The organism is Photorhabdus sp. S10-54, assembly GCF_963878145.1.
GTDB classification, from domain to species: domain Bacteria; phylum Pseudomonadota; class Gammaproteobacteria; order Enterobacterales; family Enterobacteriaceae; genus Photorhabdus; species Photorhabdus kayaii.
Window position 1 is genome coordinate 1 of record NZ_CAWNXG010000062.1, and the last position, 20,431, is coordinate 20,431.

Here is a 20,431-nt window from a genome sequence, read left to right on the forward strand (position 1 = left end):
GCTTTGCGGAGCTGAGTGACAGCTATTATGTCGCCAGTGTGGCGGTGGATGTGGATAAAGATAAAGACGAGAAGCGCTACAACAACGGCACCGATACTTATACCTTCACGGCGACGGTGAAGGATGGTCATGGCAATCTGGTGGTGGATAAACCGATCGAGATTGACTGGCAGACAGACCCCGCGGTGGCCGGGCTAAAACTGACGAAACAAAGCAATTCGGTGAGTAACGCGCAGGGACAGGTGACGGCGACGTTAACCAGCACGGCGGCGGTGACGGATGTGCAGGTGTCGGCGAAGACGGCGGCGAATCAGTCATGGATAAAAGCTGATAGCCCGGTGAGTTTTGAAGAGTTGAGCCTCAGTTATCATGTCACCCGCGTAACGGTGGACAAAGAAGGCCCGCTCTACAACGAAGGCACTGATGCTTACACCTTCACGGCGACGGTGGAAGATGCGTATGGCAATCTGGTGGTGGATAAACCGATCGATATCGATTGGCAGACAGATCCAGCGGTTGACGGGTTAAAACTGACGAAGCAGAACAATTCGGTGAGTAATGCGCAGGGACAGGTCACTGTAACGTTAAGTAGTACAGTGGTAGCGATTGATGTGCAAATGTCCGCAAAAACGGCTACCCAGCAGACGCCGGTGAAGGTGGATAAAAAAGTCAGTTTTATCGGTCCTGATGAGCTTGCTTCTCTGACTGTTAGCCCAGATCACGTAACAGAAGGAGAAGGCGAGGGGCATACTTACACCTTTACTGCCACAGTAAAAGATTTTTCCGGGCAGGCGAAAAGCGGTGTTGCGGTGGCCTGGAGTGCAACAAATAGTAAGGGAGTTACCATCACTGATAAAAACTTGGTTACTCAGGTAGTGGGTGATGGTAAAACAGATGCTGATGGGAAAGCTCAGTACCAGATATATAGCAAAAGCGGCGGGTTTGTTGCTGTTATGGTAACGGCTAAAGTGAATGATTTATCTGTTGGCTCTAAGAATAAGACGGTGGAAATTAAGGCTAATGAGCAGGATGTTGCTAACTTCTTTATATTGGATTATCACCATAAAGATGGAGAATCGCTCGGGCGTTCAGTACCAAAGGAAAGAATGAACTTTGGCTGGCAAGGAATGAAGTTTAAACCTGAGTATTTGCCTGGAAAAGCAAGAATATCTGGTGGTTATATTGGAGTATATGATTCAAGTAATAGGAACGTAATTGATGTGGATAGAGAGCGTTTTCAAGTTAAAAAAGCAGGAATGGTTACATTAACTGCAACGTTTACACACCCAGAATCTGGTCGGTATTTAAAATATGTTATTCCTGATGTGAAAATTAACCATTTTATAATTTTTGATCCTAACCCGATAGGGCCGGGAATTGGTTACCCTGACTTGAATAGTCGTATTGACAAGAGGCAGCCTTTAGCTCGTTGTACAAGAGGAGATAGGATACAAGAGCGTGATCTTGGTAGCTCAATTGATTATCTGGTCAATAATTTGGATTTAAATCTTATTGATAAGGGTTTATTAGGTGACCCAACTGAAGGATTCAGTCAGGCGGCAATAAGAATGGGGGGGCTACAAATAGATGATACAAAAATTCAGGCTCATTTGTTGGATAATAGTGGTTTAGCTTCAAATGCTTATGTGGTTTTATGTGAGGAGTAGGGGGATAAGCATCATTTATAGAAGAGCATTATTTTGATAGGAAATTAGGTGTTTGTTACTTATTGGTGTTTAATTTTAATATGAGATTTAATATGTTGACACTTACAGCAGATATAGTTTCAGGAATAATGGTTTTAGAAGCGTGTCCAATTGTCATTACTGTGACTTATAGTGAAAACGTAGCCATGTTATCTTCTCGTTATTTTAACAGATTCAGCCTCTAATGAGCGATCACAGAGGTTTCTCGTACATTAGCTGTAATTAGAATTTTTACTCACCAAGGTTATTTAAAACTTGGACAGCGAGGGAAAAGTAATTATTTAATTATTCACTGAAATTAATGTAGATGATATTATTAATATGAATGTTTACGCTGATGGTATTATGTGAGAGGAGTTGGATTAAGTATTTATTACTATTGATCCTCATACATTAATCAAGGAATATGTGGAGAAAGCACTGTATCCCACTTTATGATACCTTTTGGATAAAGAATACATTGCTATTACAGTAATGGCTAAAGTAAATAGTTTATTTATGTGGGAAGTAGGGAGGATATAATAGGTAGTCAGCATCATTGTAGAATAACATTATTTTGATAGAAATTAGGTGGTTGTTACTTGTTGGTGTTTAACTTTAATATGAGGTTTAATATGTCGACACTTACAGCAGATATAATTTCAGGAATAACGGTTTTAGAAGAGTGCCCGGTTGTTATCACTGTGACTTATTCAGGCGATGAGACTCACAAAGTAACGGATTCGACTGACATAGTGTACGAGAACCCGAAAAATACCAGTTTTGATGATATCCCTCGTATTTCAAGAGATGTTGAGAAAAATACCTGTACTGCGAAATTTGTTGTTACTGCTGGTTCTGGTGCCGGTGATTTCACCATAACATTTTCAATGGATCAGGCTACGGACCCCGATGCTAAATTGGAAATTGCATTTCATTCTATTGATAAAAATGGTTTTTCATATGCAGCATTTGAACCTATCATTATTGGCGATTCGCTGATAAAAGACTTATCTCCGTCAGCGGATAATGAGGAGCCTTCTGAATCTAATGGCAGCCTCCTTATTAATCTATATGCGCTGAGTAAAACAAATGAGCCGTTACCCTATTTTCAAATTCCTCTGGTAACGGATAGAATAGTGCGTATTTTTGGGTACGATGGAAAAAACATTGCGGAGGAAATATCTCCTTTTATTCAAAAGTTAAGTAGTTATAAATATTATATTAATACGGACAAAAACGGTTTTGTTGCTTTAAGGATTTTCCCCAGTCAGAAAGGGAATGGGAATTATGCGGTTGATATATTCACAGAATTGCCGGATTTTTCAAAGAGATCTTCATCGAATATTCTGTTTATTACAAAAGATATTAACCCAACGCTTGCAACGCCAGATATTGAAGAGTTGAATGGTAATAAATTAGCGCCATCAGTAGGAAATAGTAGTACAGGTTTCCATGTGAGTATTCCATTCTATGAAGGTGTTAGACCGAAAGATAGAATTTTCTTAATGATCAAAGAAGATAATTACGAAACACCAAGTGCGTCTGTCGTAATTACTGATCTGAATCAGTTGAATAATCCGTTTATTTTAGTTCCATATGCCAGTGTTCCCAATATTGGTGGTAATGAGTTATATTATTATAGGGCTGATACAACGGGAAATATCACTATGTCATCTGCCCTCTATTTTAATCTAACGAGGTCAGCACCAAATGTACCACCAGAGATTAATCGTATATTAGCGAGACCCAGAATTTTTAGTCATATGCTACAGATGGAATTTGGCTGGCCAGCTTGGATCAATCTTAATGATATCTTAGGCGGAGGATTAGATGCCCATATTACTGTGGATAAAAAAAGTGGAATAGAGGTAAATAATGTTATCAATATACGTATTTACGTTAATGGTATTATCAGTGAGAATCCATCTTCGAAACTTTATTCTGTTGTTCCTCATACGGTAACTGCCGATGAAGTGGCGACTGGAGAGGCTATTATTCCGCTTGGTCAAGCGTCTTTTACTAATATAGATTCATATCGTGATGGTACGCCAGGCTCAGTTTATATCACTTACAGCGTAGGCCAAAAGGAATCTAAGATTTGGTTTGGATACATTGATACTGTTCCGTAGACTCATATCGTGGTGGTACGCCAGGCTCAGTTTATATCACTTACAGCGTAGGCAAAAAGGAATTTAAGGTTTGGTTTGGATACATTGATATGGTTCCAGTAGGATAACAAATTTAACGGATTGAGCTTTTACCTGTTTATGGAGAATGCGTAAGCGTTTTCCATTTTTCCGGACATGTTGCTTATTGGTGAACTGGCGATTTCTTTATTACCGAGCTATAATGCTTTATTAATCGTTGTTATTTTATTTTCAACCAAGGAATCATGGAACTAATGGTGGCAGTATGAATAATGTCAGGCATGGTGAAAAGTGATTTAATAATTACCGTAATCTTAACTCCAGATATATTGTAACTATGTCGGGTATGCTTGGATATAAATCTTATGTTATGAGTGGTGGATTTATTGCTATTACTTTAACAGCTAAAGTAAATAATTTATTTATGTGATAAACAGGAAGGAGGTAATAGATAATAAGCATCGTTGTATAAACGCATTATTTTGATAGAAAATTAAGTGTTTGTTACTTATAGATGTTTAACTTTAATATGAGGTTTAATATGTCGACACTTACAACAGATATCGTTTCAGGAATAACGGTTTTAGAAGAGTGCCCGGTTGTTATCACTGTGACTTATTCAGGTGATGAATCTAATAAAGTAACGGAAACGACTGACATAGTGTATAGTACCTCAGAAGATACCCGTTTTGATAAGATCCCTTGTATTTCAAGAGATGTCGAAAATAATATCTGCACTGCGAAATTTGTTATTACTGCTAATTCGGGTGCCCGTGATTTCACCATAACATTTTCAATGGATAAGGTTACGGACCCTGATGCTAAATTAGAAATTGCATTTCATCCTATTGATAAAAATGGTTTTTCACATGCAGCGTTTGAGCCTATCATTATTGGCGATTCGTTGATAAAAGACTTATCTCCGGCAGCGGATGATGAACGACCTTCTGAATTTAATGGTAGTCTGCTTATTAATCTATACGCTTTGAGTAAAACAAATGAGCCGTTACCCTATTTTCAAATTCCTCTGGTAACGGATAGGATAGTGCGTATTTTTGGGTATGATGGAGGACAAATTACGGAAGAAATATCTCCTTTTATTCGAAAATTAAATAGTAATAAATATTATATTAATACGGATAAAAAAGGTTTTATTGCTCTAAGGATTTTCCCCAGTCAGAAAGGGAGGGGGAACTATGCGGTTGATATGTTTACAGAATTGCCGGATTTTTCAAAGAAATCTTCATCAAATATTCTGTTTATCACAGAAGACATTAATCCAACGCTCGCGGTGCCAGATATTGAAGAATTGAATGGTGATAGGTTAACGCCATCAGTAGGAAATAGCAGTACAGGTTTTCATGTAAGTATCCCGTTCTATGAAGATGTTAAACTGAAAGATAGAATTTTTTTAATGATCAAAGAAGGTAATAATGAAACGCAAAGCATGTCTGCTGTCATTACTGATCTGAGTCAGTTGGATATACCATCTATTTTAGTGCCATATGCTAGTGTTCCAAATATTGGCAATAATGGGTTATATTATTACGTAGCTGATGTAATAGGAAACATAACTATGTCATCCGCCCTCTATTTTGATTTGACGAAGTCAGTACCAAATATACCACCAGAGATTAAGCGTATATTAGCGAGACCTAGAATTTTTAATCATAAACGACAGGAGGAATTTAGCTGGCCAGGTAAGATTAGTCTTAAATATATTTTAGGTGGAGGGTTGGATGCCCATATTGCTGTGGGTAAAAACAGTGGGATAGAGGTAAACAGTGTTATTAATGTACGTATTTACGTTAATGGTATTATCAATGACAATCCATCTTCGAAAATTTATCCTATCGATCCTCATACGGTAACTGCCGACGAAGCGGCAGCAGGAGAGGCTATTATTCCGCTTGGTATGGCACCCTTTATGAATGTAGACTCGCATTTTGATGGTACGCCAGGCTCGGTTTATATCACTTACAGCGTAGGCCAAAATGAATCTAAGATTTGGTTTGGACATATTGATACTGTCCCACCTAGGAAATAAATTTAACTGATTGAGCTTTTAACTGTTTGTTGGAAAATGCTCACGCATTTTCCATTTTTCCGAACATATTTCTTATTGGTGAACTGGCGATTTCTTTATTACCGAGCTATAATATTTCATTAAGCGTTGTCATTTTATTTTCAAACAATGAATCACGAAATTAATGGTGGAGCATGAATAATGGTCAATGTGGCGAAAAGTGATTTAACAATTATCCTAATTTTAATCCAGGATATATTATGACTATATAGGATATACTTGGATATAAAGCTTATGTTATGAGTAGTGGATTTATTGCTATTGCATTAATAGCTAAAAAACTTATTTTTGTGATAAACTAAACAGAAAGGAGGGAATAGAGAGTAAGCATCGTTGTATAAACGCATTATTTTGACAGAAAATTAAGTGTTTGTTACTTATTGGTGTTTAACTTTAATATGAGGTTTAATATGTCGACACTTACAACAGATATCGTTTCAGGAATAACGGTTTTAGAAGAGTGCCCGGTTGTTATTACCGTGACTTATTTAGGTGATGAGTCTCATAAAGTAACGGAAACGACTGACATAGTGTATAGTACCCCAGAAAATACTCATTTTGATAAGACTCCTCGTATTTTAAGAGATGTCGAAAATAATACCTGCACTGCAAAATTTGTTGTTACTGCTAATTCTGGTGCCAGTGATTTTACCATAACATTCTCAATGGATAAGGTTACGGACCCTGATGCTAAATTGGAAATTGTATTTCATCCTATTGATAAAGATGGCTTTTCACATGCAGCGTTTGAACCTATCATTATTGGCGATTCGCTGATAAAAGATTTATCTCCGGCAGCAGATAATGAGGAGCCTTCTGAGTTTAATGGCAGCCTCCTCGTCAATATATATGCGTTGAGTAAAACAAATGAGCCATTACCCTATTTTCAAATCCCTCTGGTAATTAATAATTTAGTGCGTATTTTTGGGTATGATGGAGAACAGATTACGGAAGAAATATTACCTCTTGCTCTAAATTACAATAATAATAAATACTATATTAATACAAATAATGAAGGTTTTGTTGCTTTAAAAGTTTTCCCCAGTAAGAAGGAGAGTGGTAATTATACAGTTGATATGTTCACGGAATTGCCGGATTTTTCAAAGAAATCTTTATCAAATATTCTGTTTGTTATAGAAGACATTGCTCCAACGCTTGCAGCACCAGATATTGTAGAACTGAATGGTAATAAATTGACTCCATCAGAAGGAAATAGCAGTACAGGTTTTCATGTGAATATCCCATTTTATAGAGGTGTTAGGCCGAAAGACACAGTTTTCTTAATGATCAGAGAAGGTAATGATGAAACACCAAGTGCGTCTGCTGTTGTTAATGATTTGAATCAGTTGGATAATTTTTTTATTCCAGTTCCATATGCCAATATTCCAAATATTGGCGATAATGAGTTATATTATTACATTGCTGATGCAGTGGGAAATATCACTATGTCATCTGCCCTCTATTTTGATTTAACGAGGTCAGTACCGAATGAGCCACCAGAGATTAGGCGTATATTAGCGAGACCTAGAATTTTTAATCATAAACGACAGGAGGAATTTGGCTGGCCAGGTAAGATTGATCTTGAATATATTTTAGGTGGAGGATTGGATGCTCATATTGCTGTGGGTAAAAACAACGGAATAGAGGTAAATAGTGTTATCAATATACGTATTTACGTTAATGGTATTGTCAATGAGAATCCATCCTCAAAGATTTATTCTGTTGAACCTCATACGGTAACTGCTGACGAAAAGGCGGCTGGAGAGGCTATTATTCTGCTTGGTCAGGCACCTTTTACTAATGTAGATTCATATAGTGATGGTACGCCAGGCTCGGTTTATATCACTTACAGCGTAGGTAAAAAGGAATCTAAGATTTGGTTTGGACATATTGATACTGTTCCACCTAGACGATGAATTTAACTGATTGAGATTTTACTTGTGTATGGAAAATGCGTAAGCGTTTTCCATTTTCCCGGACATGTTTCTTATTGGTGAACTAGCTATTTCTTTATTACCGAGCTATAATATTTAATTAAGCGTTGTCATTTTATTTTCAACCAATGAATCATGGAACTAATGGTGACAGTATAAATAATGGTAAGCATGGCGAAAAGTGATTTAACAATTACCGTAATCTTAACCTGTAACTATATAGGGTATATTTGGATATAAAGCTTATGTTATGAGTGGTAGATTTATTGCTATTACATTAACAGCTAAAGTAAATAATTTATTTGTGTGAGAAACAGGAAGGAGATAATAGGTAATCAGTATCGTTGTGGGAGCGCATTATTTTGATAGAAATTAGACGCTTATTGCTTATTGATGTTTAACTTTAATATGAGGTTTAATATGTCGATACTTACAGCAGATATTGTTTCAGGAATAACGGTTTTAGAAGAGTGCCCAGTTCTCGTTACTGTAACTTATTCAGGTGATGAGACTCATAAAGTCACGGAAATGACTGATATAGTGTACAGTGACCAGCAAGATGTCAGTTTTGATGAGATCCCTCGTATTTCAAGGGATGTCAAGAATAATACCTGCACTACAAAATTTGTTGTTACTGCCAATTCTGGTGCTGGTGATTTCACCATAACATTTTCAATGGATAAGGCTACGGACCCTGATGCTAAATTAGAGATAGCATTTCATTCTATTGGTAAAAATGGTTTTTCACATGCAGCGTTTGAACCTATCATTATTGGCGATTCGTTGATAAAAGATTTTTCTCCGGCAGAGGATGATGAACGACCTTCTGAATTTAATGGTAGCCTCCTCGTTCATTTATATGCGCTGAGTAAAACAGATGATCCGTTACCTTATTTTCAAATTCCCCTGGTAACAGATAAGCCAGTGCGTATTTTTGGTTATAATAGAAGGCAACCTACAGCAGAAATATTGCCTTTTATTAGAGGGTTAAATAGCAATAAATACTATATTAATACGAATAGTAAAGGTTTTGCTGCCTTAAGAGTTTTCCCTAGTAAGGAAGAGAGGGGTAACTACACAGTCAATATGTTTACAGAGTTGCAGGGTTTTTTAAGGAAATCTTCATCAAATATTCTGTTTATTACAGAAGATATTACTCCAACGCTTGAAATGCCAGATATTGAAGAGTTGGACGGTGATAGATTAACACCATCAGTAGGAAATAGTAGTACAGGTTTTCATGTGAGTATCCCATTTTATGAGAGAGTTAAACCGAGAGATAGAATTTTCTTAATGATCAGAGAAGATAATGATGAAACGCCAAGTGTGTCTGCTGTCATTACTGATCTGGATCAGTTGAATAATCCGTTTATTTCAGTCCCATATGCCAGTATTCCAAATATTGGCGATAATGAGTTATATTATTATAGGGCTGATACAACGGGAAATGTAACGATGTCATCTGCCCTCTATTTTGATTTAACGAGGTCAGTACCGAATGAGCCACCAGAGATTAGGCGTACATTAGCAGCGCCTAGAATTTTCACTCATAAAGATCAGATCGAACTTGGACAGAGAGGTAAGATCAATCTTGCAAAAATTTTAGGGGGAGGGCTGGATGCACATATTGCTGTGGGTAAAAAAAATGGAATAGACGTGGATAGTGTTATCAATGTACGTATTTACGTTAATGGTGTTGTCAATCATAGTCCATCTTCAAAAATTTATTCTCTAGAACCTCATACGGTAACTGCCGACGAAGTGGCGGCTGGAGAGGCTATTATTCTGCTTGGTCAGGCACCTTTTACGGGTGTAGACTCATATCGTGGTGGACCAGGATTAGTTTATATCACTTACAGTGTAAGAATAAAGGACTCCAAGATTTGGTTTGGACGCATTGATACGGTTCCCCCTGGACAATAAATTTAACTGATTGAGTTTTTATTTATTTGCTGGAAAATGCTTGAGCATTTTCCATTTTTCCGGGCATATTTCTTATTTGTAAACTGGCGATTTCTTTATTGCGTAACTATAATATTTTATTAAGCGTTATCATTTTATTTTCAATTAATAAATCATGGAGTTAATGGTGACAGTATGAATAATGGCATATCAAGTGTGATTATCACAGAAAACGCGGCAAAAAGTGATTTAACCAATTATCCTAATCTTAATCCCAAAAATATTGTGACTATATATGGTCTACCTGGACATAAATTCTATGCTACGACATCTATCGGTGCTTTTATTGTAGACGATAATGTTGATGTAGATCAGATCACATTGACGTTAGATGAGACTGGAAAAGGGCATTTTTATGTTCGTTCTCCGTTTGAACATAAAAATATTGAAAATAATGAAGAATTTTCGGCTTTTGTGATGATTTCCCCACAAGAGGACATCAATAAGGTAATATCTTTCCCGCTTATTTTTGGTAATTATCGTCAGTCTGATGAGGCTATAATATTTACCGCCTATAATTATACTACAGGTGCTCCGGCAGATGGGAAGACGCCTTGTTCGATCTATCTTTTTATTGATCGTGAAAATAATGATGATATTAATCAAATCCGTATAAGAGTTAATAATAATGCAGTTATCGATGGTTATAATAAAGACTGGGCCGATATTCCATTAAAAGAGGATGGTAGTGCGACAGTGAATGTGACTAGCGATACAGTAGGTAAAGTTAATGTTTGGCTAACAGCGCCTGGTTCAGATTCAGGGGATAAAGTCAATTTTGTTTTATCATTCAGACCGATTCCAATGGGAGGTGAAATATGATTACTAATAACGACAATACTCTCATTCCTTTATCGTCGCCAAAATTGCCGCAAGCAGATAATAATGGTTTGATTGATGTTTCTGTTCAACAGAACCAAGATTTAATTATCAAGGTACCCTATTATGAGGATATAGAAATCTGGGATGTGATAGTGGTAAGTGTTGGGGGAATTTTTTCTCGACCATATCATGTTCAGAATATTGATCTTGATTTTTTTACTGTAACTATGCCGTTCTCTGAAATACCTGATGGTTGCTATAATGTGACTTATACATCAGCTGATGATTTCGAGAATGAAGATTTCTCTGAACCGACTGTTATTAAAGTTATTAATTCTCCATCGATAAAATTATTACCATCAATTTATCCAGATTCAACATCTGGCGTTATTCACTATTCATCTCTTGTGCAACATCGTGGGTTAAATGTGCATATCAGTTATCGGCAGATGCGGAAAGGAGATAGCGTCATATTCCATTGGCAAGGACATAATTTTAACTATGATTTAATTGCGCGGGCGGCTTGGGATGCACAACCAATAACAGTAAGCGACGAGGATGTTAAGCAGGGTTATGTTTCTTTAGTGGTGCCGGTGGAAAACGTGCTTTGTTTGGGGCAGGAAGGCGTGGGAACAGGGTATTATGAGGTTGGCAATACTATTTCTGCTCCAGGTTCAGTGATATTATCGCTAACGGATATGTCATCTGTCATGATATCAATTAGTGAAGGTGCGCCGATGGTATCTAATAAATATCCTAAAATAAAACCGAAAAACTTGGTTGCGGTTTATGGGCCGCCAGGAAAGAGTTTATTGGCGAGGGTTGAATCAGGAAGTATTGTTGAAGGGGATGGTACAAAATATCAATTTGCCCCCGATAGTTTCGGGTTGGCTTATTTCCATTTGCAATCTGAGGAAGCGGGTAGTTTTCGCTGTACTGTTTCTGCGGAGGATGGGGCTATAACACCGGGTGTAGGGCAGGCAATATTTAGCGAGTGGAGAGATGGAAGAGATATTATCGAAGCTTACGCATTTACCTCGGAAGTACCTGCTGATGGCGTGAGTGTGTGTAGTGGTTATGTTATTGTGGACCGTACTGTCTATTCCGGTAAAAGATTACTTGTTCGTACTGATGGCTCCGCGATAATTTCAGGTTTTGGTGATAACGAGAGAGAATTGCAGGTTGCGATTAGTAAAGATGGTTGTACAACTTTCCATATAACTAATACCAAAGCAGAAAAAAATAATGTGATAATAAGTTTACCCGATATTGATAAGTCGATTCAATTTTCTATTAATTTTAAACATTTTCCTTCTATTTAGTGTAAGGAATATTGTTAATTAGCATAATTTTATCAAATTGAAATCATTTTATTTTTTAACTTTAAATCGATGGTAATATATATAAATATACATGATAGTGATAAATTAGGAGAATGAAATGAATGACGAACAAGCACCAAAAGAGGCTAAAAAATTAAATTGGGTATCGAGTGAAAAAACGGAGACTGCGGATAAGTCTATATATATCGGTATAAAAGTAACTCAAGGTGGTTATTTATCTCATGAAACGAATGTAACTTTCACATTAGATAATGAATTTATGGTATTTAAGGAGAATAATGATCGTACAATTATAAAAAGTACGGGAGTAATGGGTAAGGTATCAGTTGAAATAATCTCTACTGATTCAACTCCGTGTCAAGGGAATGTATATGCTTGTTTAGAGGATGATACTCAAATAAAAGTCCCTCCTCTCCAGGTCGAGTTTACTGCTGTTCCTCAATTCGTGGCATCTCTTGAGCTTAACCGAGAAAAAAATGATGCATGGGCTAATAGCAACGATAAAAATATAGTAATTGCAACTGCGTATGATAAGTCTGGTAACAGAATTAAAAACCAAAAAGTAACCTTCAATGCTGATAGTGAAGCAACGATATATCCATCATGGGGTGTAACAGATAAAGATGGTAAAATATCCGTCTCAATACGATCTGATAACGTTGGAGAGGTGACACTCACGGCACAATCGGGAGATATCATAAAGGCTACAATTGTGTGTTTCACCTATAATCCATATCGGTTAGAGATCACAGAATATCCACCTGTAATATATTCATTTGACTACGGTGTTGTATCTGGATATTTATATAAAAATGATATAGGTCAACCTAATATAGTCATATCAGTATCTACGGGGCTTTTTATATCGCTGGCTGATGATGGCAAAGATATCATTACCGATATAAATGGATGTTTTAGCTTTAAAATTTATTCTAGTTACATTGGATCTTCATATCGTTATGAACCGCCTAAAATGGAATATACAGCAATTGGTATAGGTTGCCTGGATGATCGGATACATTCTCGAGTACCGATAACGTTAAACACATTACTGTATTAGACGCTGGATATTTAGGAGATACTGATTGCGTGGTTTATTATTGATTAAAGATATATAACCTGGATGGAATTTCACAACTATCATTGTTATATACCCAATGGATTTCAAGATGCATCGCGACGGCAAGGGAGAGAATCCCCGGGAGCATAGCAAACTATGTGACCGGGGTGAGCGAGTGCAGCCAACAAAGAGGCAACTTGAAAGATAACGGGTATACATCAATATTTAGTTAAAAACCTGAACTTCTCTTTAAGTGAAGTTCAGGCTATCTAACTCATTATTTCTTCATGTTATTTCTCACAATGATGAGGGAATTGTTATTAAATCTCCTTTAGTTGTGATCGCGTCCGCAATGACCTTTTATGAAATAGGGCTATACTATAAATAGGCTATAAAGTTATATAGAGTCAATTAACGTTAGCTGTTGAATTTTCGGTTCTTAGTGTTCACGGAGAGTGTGTATTCACGGAGAGTGTTGGAGGTAACATATGAAACGTCAAAGTGCCTTCATAGTCGGTAATGTATTGATGGGTGTCGGTATGTTCACCATAGTGAGTAGCCTGGCTTATACATTACTGCCTCACATCTTCGGTTTTGGCTGGCCTGAGTTTTTATCTGAAGCAGCGCTATTGGGCGTTTTTATTGGTGCGCTTGTTTGGTTGGCTGGTGCCGGTGTGGGAGGCCGGGAAGGTGTGGCAGATCGTTACTGGTGGCTAAGAAACTATGATGAGCGTTATCGTCGTAGTAGTCATCGGTATCCATAACAAAAATGGAGAAGTATTATTCTTCCAGAGTAAGCAGAAAACCCGTTGAAGCTCTTGTACAACGGGTTTTTTCTTAAATAGCGATATATGAGTACAACTTATTTATTAGTGCTCAAACATCGCAGAAATTGACTCTTCATTACTGATACGCCGGATCGCTTCAGCTAGCATACCGGACAAAGTGAGAGTACGAACTTTATTGAGCGCTTTGATCTCAGCAGACAATGGGATGGTGTCACAGACAACCACTTCATCAATCACCGAGTTTTTAATGTTGTCCACCGCATTGCCGGAGAAAATCGGGTGAGTAGCATAGGCAAAGACACGTTTTGCTCCGCGTTCTTTTAATGCTTCAGCCGCTTTGCATAAGGTGCCGCCGGTATCGATCATGTCATCGACTAGCACGCAGTCGCGGCCAGAGACATCACCGATAATATGCATCACTTGAGAAACGTTAGCGCGTGGGCGGCGTTTATCGATGATTGCCATATCCGTATCATTCAGCAGCTTAGCAATAGCACGTGCGCGGACAACCCCGCCAATATCCGGGGAAACAACGATAGGGTTTTCTAACTCTTTCTGTAGCATATCTTCCAGCAGAATTGGGCTGCCAAATACGTTATCAACTGGAACATCAAAGAAACCTTGGATTTGCTCAGCATGCAGGTCAACAGTCAGTACGCGGTCTACACCGACACTGGACAGGAAGTCTGCAACAACTTTGGCGGTAATTGGCACACGGGCGGAACGGACTCGACGGTCCTGACGAGCATAACCGAAATAAGGGATTACTGCGGTAATACGTCCTGCGGAAGCACGACGCAGTGCATCAACCATAACGACTAATTCCATCAGGTTGTCGTTAGTCGGTGCACAAGTGGACTGGATGATGAAAATATCACCACCGCGCACATTTTCGTTAACTTGCACGCTGACTTCACCGTCGCTAAAACGGCCGACAGCAGCATCTCCAAGATTAGTGTACAGGCGGTTGGCAACACGTTGTGCTAGTTCCGGGATAGCGTTACCAGCAAAAAGCTTCATATCGGGCACGAGAAAGACCTCAGGCTTGCGTCCAGAGAGATATTGTTGACCAATGCTAAATAACATATTTATTCATTGGTTCAATAACACGGGTATCCCAGAGCGGAAACTGTGCAAAGGTGAATTGTTAACGCCACGCGCAACAAAACCCTGCAACCACTCAGGGGCTTGATTTAACACCTTACGGGCCGATGCTTCTGATTCAAACTCACCGAATACACATGCACCGGTTCCGGTCAGGCGTGACGGCGCGTATTCTAGCAGCCATGAAAGAAGCTGTTCAACCTTACGGAAACGTTTTCTTACAAGAGATTCACAATCATTTACGTACGGAGCCTTTAATAATGCGGTCAGAGGGCGAATTGGTGTATCACGTTTTAATTCTGGATCTGTGAAGACACGCAGAGTTGAGATTTCAATACCAGGATGCGCAACCAGATACCACTTTTCTTCCGGCTCTGCTATGTGCAGGATTTCACCAATACCTTCTGCGAATGCGGCATGCCCTTTGACAAAGATGGGCACATCCGCACCAAGGCTCACGCCGAGGGCTGCCAGTGTTTCGTCTGTGAAACCGGTTTGCCAGTGATAATTCAGGGCAATGAGTACGGTAGCCGCATTGGATGAACCTCCGCCTAACCCACCGCCCATTGGCAGACGTTTGTTGATCTGAATATCAGCACCTTTATGAGCAATACCTGTATGGTGTTTGTCGCTGTAGGATTGTAAAAGACGTGCTGCGCGAATAATCAGGTTGTTATCGTGTTCCACCCCCTCTACGGGTGTCAGTAAACGGATTTCATTATCCTGACGAGGGGTAACCGTAATTTCATCACCATAATTAAGAAATTGAAATAGCGTTTGCAACTGGTGGTAACCGTCAGCTCGACGACCGGTGATATAGAGAAATAGGTTAAGTTTTGCCGGTGAGGGCCAAGTTAATGTCATTATTTTGTGGTCCAGTTATCCATTTTCAGTTTAATGCGGCGATCACCCTGAATCAGTTCCAGACGGTTGGGAAGGGCGGGGGTTGTTGAGGTATCGTAGGATTGATAATTAACCTGCCATGTCGCGCCATGTTGCTGGTAATTGACGGTTTTCAATAGATGGTTAGCATCCAGTTTAAAGTTTTTGGCATCACCGGGTAAACCTGTTATCCAATGCCGCAAATTATCTAATGGAATATCCATATTGGTGAGCTGATAAATTATCTTTTCAGGATTATCACTGAAATATTTTTTACCTTGGCTATCGGTTAATTGCGTCATGTCTGGCTGAACGAGCAGCTCTAATTCAGTGCTGCCTAGCGGATTAGTCAGTAATAAACGGTAGCGTTCAGGATGATATTGTTGCCAGAAAAAGCGGGCATAAACTTTTTTCTCATTAGACAGATAGGCAAAAGATCCACGTGTTTGATATTGATTTAATTGCTGTAGCTGTTGGGTATGTGCTCGCCATTGGGGAGAATCCGCCGAACCTGTTCCGCCAGGTTGCGTTAATGTACAGGCGGTCAACAGTACACAAGAGAGCGGCAATAGGCGGAATAGTGATAATTTTTGTATTGGCTTCATCGGTAATCCCTGTTTAATAACGTGAAAACTTTTACATCACTTAATAATGAAGAATGAACTATTAATCCAGTTAAATTTCAAAAAAATGTTCTGAATAATGATATCAGACACTGCTGATTGTCTTTTATTGAGCTGAGGTATCAAGTAGAATGCACAGCTTATAAGAGTCCTTATTAAGGGTGATGATTTCATCAATATATACCCTATGGATTTCAAGATGCGTCGCGACGGCAAGGGAGTGAATCCCCGGGAGCATAGCGAACTATGTGACCGGGGTGAGCGAGTGCAGCCAACAAAGAGGCAACTTGAAAGATAACGGGTATAGAATGTTTTTTATGATGAACTGTCTCTCTGCTGATAACTCAATGAAGTTGATATGACTTTGTTAGCACTTGGTATTAACCATAAAACGGCTCCTGTATCCTTGCGTGAACGGGTGACTTTTTCTCCAGACACGATTGGTGAAGCGCTTGATAACCTCCTCCAGCATCCCCTGGTGAAAGGGGGGGTTGTGTTGTCAACGTGTAATCGTACAGAGCTTTATCTCAGCGTAGAACAGCAAGATAATCTGTATGAGCAGTTAATTGGCTGGTTGTGTGAATATCATCAACTCAATCCCAGAGATCTAAAATCCAGTATTTACTGGCATTGTGATAATGAAGCTGTTAGCCACTTGATGAGAGTGGCGAGTGGGCTGGACTCGTTGGTGCTTGGAGAACCTCAGATTCTTGGGCAAGTGAAGAAAGCATTTGCCGAGTCGCAGCACAGCCGCTCTTTATCGAGTGAACTGGAGCGACTATTTCAGAAATCATTTTCTGTCGCCAAGCGCATCAGAACGGAAACAGAGATTGGTTCGAATGCGGTTTCTGTTGCATTTGCCGCTTGTACTCTGGCGCGGCAGATTTTTGAATCACTTTCTGAACTGAATATTTTGCTGGTTGGTGCCGGAGAAACAATTGAGCTAGCGGCTCGTCATTTGAAAGAGCATCGTGTGCACCATATGATGATTGCTAACAGGACAAAAGAGAAAGCACAGATATTGGCTGATGAAGTTCAGGCGGAAGTGATCACCTTGCCTGAAATTGACATACGTTTAGCTGAAGCTGATATTGTTATTAGTTCGACTGCCAGCCCGTTGCCTATTATCGGTAAAGGGATGGTTGAACGTGCATTAAAGTTACGCCGTAACCAACCGATGTTGCTCATTGACATTGCGGTTCCTCGTGATATAGAGCCTGATGTGGAAAAACTCAATAACGTCTATCTCTACAGTGTTGACGATTTGCAGGCAATTATTCAGCAGAATCTTGCGCAGCGCAAAGCAGCGGCAGTGCAGGCTGAATGTATTGTTCAGCAGGAAAGCCGTTATTTTATGGACTGGTTGCGTTCGCAAGGCGCAGTGAATTCAATCCGTGAGTATCGTAATCAGGCAGAACAGGTGCGAGCTGAAATGGCTGCTAAGGCACTGACTGCTATCAATCAGGGAGCTGACGTAGAACAGGCAATCAATCAATTGACTCATCAATTGATGAACCGCCTGATACATGCTCCTACCAAATCACTCCAGCAAGCAGCCAGCAATGGTGACCTGGAGCGTCTTAATTTATTACGTGACAGCCTGGGGCTGGAACATAATTAACCATATCTCGGAATAGGGTCTGAAACCAAGAATGAAGCCTTCTATTGTTGCTAAATTGGAAGCATTGCAAGAACGTCACGAGGAAGTTTTGGCTCATCTCGGTGATGCCGATGTGATTGCTGATCAAGAACGTTTTCGTGCTTTGTCGCGGGAATATGCTCAACTGACTGATGTGACGAACTGTTTTAAGGCCTGGTGTGCTGTTCAGGATGATCTTAAAGCAGCTGAAATAATGCTTGATGACCCTGAAATGCGGGAAATGGCACAGGAAGAGATCAGGGACGCTAAGGTTCGCAATGAAGAATTAGAGCAGCAACTACAATTGTTGCTGTTGCCGAAAGATCCTGATGATGAGCGTAACTGTTTTCTTGAAGTGCGTGCAGGAACTGGTGGTGATGAAGCGGCTATTTTCGCCGGGGATCTGTTTCGTATGTACAGCCGTTATGCTGAATCCCGTCGTTGGAAAGTTGAGGTCATCAGTGCTAACGATGGTGAGCATGGTGGCTATAAGGAAATTATTGCTAAAGTTTCCGGTGAGCAGGTTTATGGTCATTTAAAATTTGAATCGGGTGGTCATCGTGTTCAACGTGTACCGGAAACTGAATCGCAAGGGCGTATTCACACTTCTGCTTGTACCGTTGCGGTTTTGCCCGAGATCCCGGAAGCCGAGTTGCCGGAAATCAGTCCAAGTGATCTGCGTATTGATACGTTCCGTTCATCGGGGGCGGGTGGACAGCATGTAAACACCACGGATTCAGCCATCCGTATCACTCATATTCCAACTGGCATTGTCGTTGAATGTCAGGATGAACGTTCACAGCATAAAAACAAAGCGAAAGCGATGTCTGTATTGGCGGCCCGTATTCGCGCTGCTGAGGTTCGTAAACGTCAGGAAGCGGAAGCTTCTGAGCGCCGTAACTTGCTGGGTTCCGGTGATCGTTCAGATCGCAATCGTACTTACAATTTCCCGCAAGGACGGGTGACGGATCACCGCATTAACCTCACTTTGTACCGCCTTGATGAAGTGATGGAAGGCAAATTGGATATGCTTGTTCAGCCGATCGTGAATGAGTATCAGGCTGATCTATTATCGGCTTTGTCAGAGCAGGATTGATGGATTATCTATCTTGGCTTAAACAAGCCACAAGACAGTTATCGGCAAGTGACACTCCTAAACGAGATGCGGAAATTTTGTTGGGGTTTGTCACTCACCATTCCCGAACTTATATATTGGCATTCGGTGAAACGCAGCTGGCTCCAGAGCAGTTCAGCCAGTTGGAGACTTTACTCGCTCGTCGGGTGAAAGGTGAACCCATTGCCTACATCACCGGTGAGCGTGAATTCTGGTCGTTGCCATTAAATGTCTCTCCCGCTACGTTAATCCCGCGTCCTGACACAGAATGTCTGGTAGAAAAGGCGCTTGAACGGCTATCGTTGACACCTTGCCACATTCTGGATTTGGGAACGGGAACCGGCGCAATTGCATTGGCAATCGCGAGTGAGCGCCCTGATTGCCGGGTTACCGGGGTTGATATCAATCCTGATGCGGTGATGCTGGCGCAGGGCAATGCTGAAAAACTCAAAATACAAAATGTGGATTTTTTGTTAAGTAATTGGTTTTCTTCGTTGAATAATCAACAGTTTGGTATGATTGTCAGTAATCCGCCTTACATAGATGAAACCGATCCACATCTATCTCAGGGCGATGTTCGGTTTGAGCCAGATAGTGCATTAATTGCGGCAAAACAGGGAATTGCTGATCTAAATACCATTATTGATCTATCTCGCCATTTTTTGTTACCTGGTGGGTGGTTGTTATTGGAACATGGTTGGAAACAGGGAAATGTTGTAAGAAGCCTGTTTTCTGAAAGTGGTTATCGGCAGGTGGCTACTTTTCAGGATTATGGCGGTAATGAGCGAATAACACTGGGTCAGTGGAAAAGTGATGAAAGCCATAGCTGATTATGAATTTAATAATACATCGTTAAGTAGCGGTATCCTGTTAATTTCCCGAACATTACGTTCTGATTTTCCTCAGCATTCAGTGGAAATGCAGCTTCAAGCATTGATTGATGAAGCCAGACGTGAAATATCTCTGCAGCTAAATATAGAAGAACGGTTGGAAAAATTACTGAGACTTTTTTATCAAAGCTGGAAATTCGGCGGTGCCCGCGGTGTTTATTGTCTGTCGGATACATTATGGCTAGATAAAGTACTGCAAACCCGCCAAGGTTCCTCTGTTGTTTTAGCAAGACCCGCCGTAAACCCTAGCCCAGTGCGGGCGGGGATATAAGGCGAAAAGCCCGAAGGGCTTTAGGGCTGGCTACTCCGGGGTATTCTGGCTGAGCACATACGCTTTGAGCGTTTCTAT

General features: G+C 39.9%; 16 protein-coding genes. 13 read left to right on the forward strand and 3 right to left on the reverse strand.

Annotated elements, in window-relative coordinates:
• The 9 genes from AACQ83_RS21690 to ychH all read left to right on the forward strand — a co-directional run.
• Positions 1 to 1,667 (forward strand): Ig-like domain-containing protein (locus AACQ83_RS21690; protein ID WP_192881255.1); only part of this gene is annotated, 1,667 nt, incomplete at its 5' end.
• A 653-nt stretch (positions 1,668 to 2,320) separates the two neighbouring features.
• On the forward strand, positions 2,321 to 3,817 hold the full coding sequence (locus tag AACQ83_RS21695; RefSeq protein WP_112879565.1) for a hypothetical protein: 1,497 nt from the start codon (positions 2,321 to 2,323) through the stop codon (positions 3,815 to 3,817).
• 559 nt (positions 3,818 to 4,376) lie between these two features.
• A complete protein-coding gene (locus tag AACQ83_RS21700; RefSeq protein ID WP_192881063.1) occupies positions 4,377 to 5,882 on the forward strand; it encodes a hypothetical protein in 1,506 nt (501 codons plus the stop codon).
• Positions 5,883 to 6,331: 449 nt separating this feature from the next.
• Positions 6,332 to 7,837 carry a hypothetical protein gene (locus AACQ83_RS21705; RefSeq protein WP_112879567.1) on the forward strand — a complete coding sequence of 502 codons (1,506 nt, stop codon included), beginning with the start codon at positions 6,332 to 6,334 and terminating at the stop codon, positions 7,835 to 7,837.
• 438 nt (positions 7,838 to 8,275) lie between these two features.
• Complete coding sequence (locus tag AACQ83_RS21710) at positions 8,276 to 9,778, forward strand: hypothetical protein (protein ID WP_112879568.1); 1,503 nt, start codon at positions 8,276 to 8,278, stop codon at positions 9,776 to 9,778.
• Positions 9,779 to 9,952: 174 nt separating this feature from the next.
• The gene (locus AACQ83_RS21715; RefSeq protein ID WP_112879569.1) at positions 9,953 to 10,639 is read left to right on the forward strand and encodes a hypothetical protein; all 687 of its coding nucleotides are present in this window, start codon (positions 9,953 to 9,955) and stop codon (positions 10,637 to 10,639) included.
• Positions 10,636 to 11,961 (forward strand): hypothetical protein, encoded by a 1,326-nt coding sequence (locus tag AACQ83_RS21720; protein ID WP_112879570.1) that lies wholly within the window; start codon positions 10,636 to 10,638, stop codon positions 11,959 to 11,961. The genes AACQ83_RS21715 and AACQ83_RS21720 overlap by 4 nt, the downstream gene beginning before the upstream one ends.
• Positions 11,962 to 12,079: 118 nt before the next feature.
• Positions 12,080 to 13,042 carry an Ig-like domain-containing protein gene (locus tag AACQ83_RS21725; RefSeq protein WP_112879571.1) on the forward strand — a complete coding sequence of 321 codons (963 nt, stop codon included), beginning with the start codon at positions 12,080 to 12,082 and terminating at the stop codon, positions 13,040 to 13,042.
• A 488-nt stretch (positions 13,043 to 13,530) separates the two neighbouring features.
• Positions 13,531 to 13,806, forward strand: coding sequence for a stress-induced protein YchH (gene ychH, locus AACQ83_RS21730; RefSeq protein ID WP_112879572.1), 276 nt, complete (start codon positions 13,531 to 13,533; stop codon positions 13,804 to 13,806).
• A gap of 105 nt (positions 13,807 to 13,911) precedes the next feature.
• Here ychH and prs read toward each other — a convergent pair whose 3' ends face one another.
• The 3 genes from prs to lolB form a co-directional block, all read right to left on the reverse strand.
• Complete coding sequence (gene prs / locus AACQ83_RS21735; protein ID WP_146747441.1) at positions 13,912 to 14,859, reverse strand: ribose-phosphate diphosphokinase; 948 nt, start codon at positions 14,857 to 14,859, stop codon at positions 13,912 to 13,914.
• Between the two features lie 63 nt (positions 14,860 to 14,922).
• Positions 14,923 to 15,798 carry a 4-(cytidine 5'-diphospho)-2-C-methyl-D-erythritol kinase gene (gene ispE, locus AACQ83_RS21740; protein ID WP_112879574.1) on the reverse strand — a complete coding sequence of 292 codons (876 nt, stop codon included), beginning with the start codon at positions 15,796 to 15,798 and terminating at the stop codon, positions 14,923 to 14,925.
• Positions 15,798 to 16,421 (reverse strand): lipoprotein insertase outer membrane protein LolB, encoded by a 624-nt coding sequence (gene lolB / locus AACQ83_RS21745; protein ID WP_112879575.1) that lies wholly within the window; start codon positions 16,419 to 16,421, stop codon positions 15,798 to 15,800. Before lolB ends, ispE begins: the two co-directional genes overlap by 1 nt.
• A gap of 376 nt (positions 16,422 to 16,797) precedes the next feature.
• Here lolB and hemA point away from each other — a divergent pair, with 376 nt between their 5' ends.
• The 4 genes from hemA to AACQ83_RS21765 are packed head-to-tail and all read left to right on the forward strand — an operon-like array spanning position 16,798 to position 20,353.
• On the forward strand, positions 16,798 to 18,060 hold the full coding sequence (hemA, locus tag AACQ83_RS21750) for a glutamyl-tRNA reductase (protein WP_112879576.1): 1,263 nt from the start codon (positions 16,798 to 16,800) through the stop codon (positions 18,058 to 18,060).
• 31 nt (positions 18,061 to 18,091) lie between these two features.
• Positions 18,092 to 19,174 carry a peptide chain release factor 1 gene (gene prfA, locus AACQ83_RS21755; protein ID WP_112879577.1) on the forward strand — a complete coding sequence of 361 codons (1,083 nt, stop codon included), beginning with the start codon at positions 18,092 to 18,094 and terminating at the stop codon, positions 19,172 to 19,174.
• Entirely contained in the window at positions 19,174 to 20,022 is an 849-nt protein-coding gene (prmC, locus tag AACQ83_RS21760) for a peptide chain release factor N(5)-glutamine methyltransferase (protein ID WP_112879578.1), read from the forward strand. Before prfA ends, prmC begins: the two co-directional genes overlap by 1 nt.
• On the forward strand, positions 20,006 to 20,353 hold the full coding sequence (locus tag AACQ83_RS21765) for a transglutaminase family protein (RefSeq protein ID WP_240000889.1): 348 nt from the start codon (positions 20,006 to 20,008) through the stop codon (positions 20,351 to 20,353). The genes prmC and AACQ83_RS21765 overlap by 17 nt, the downstream gene beginning before the upstream one ends.
• Positions 20,354 to 20,431: the final 78 nt, after the last annotated feature.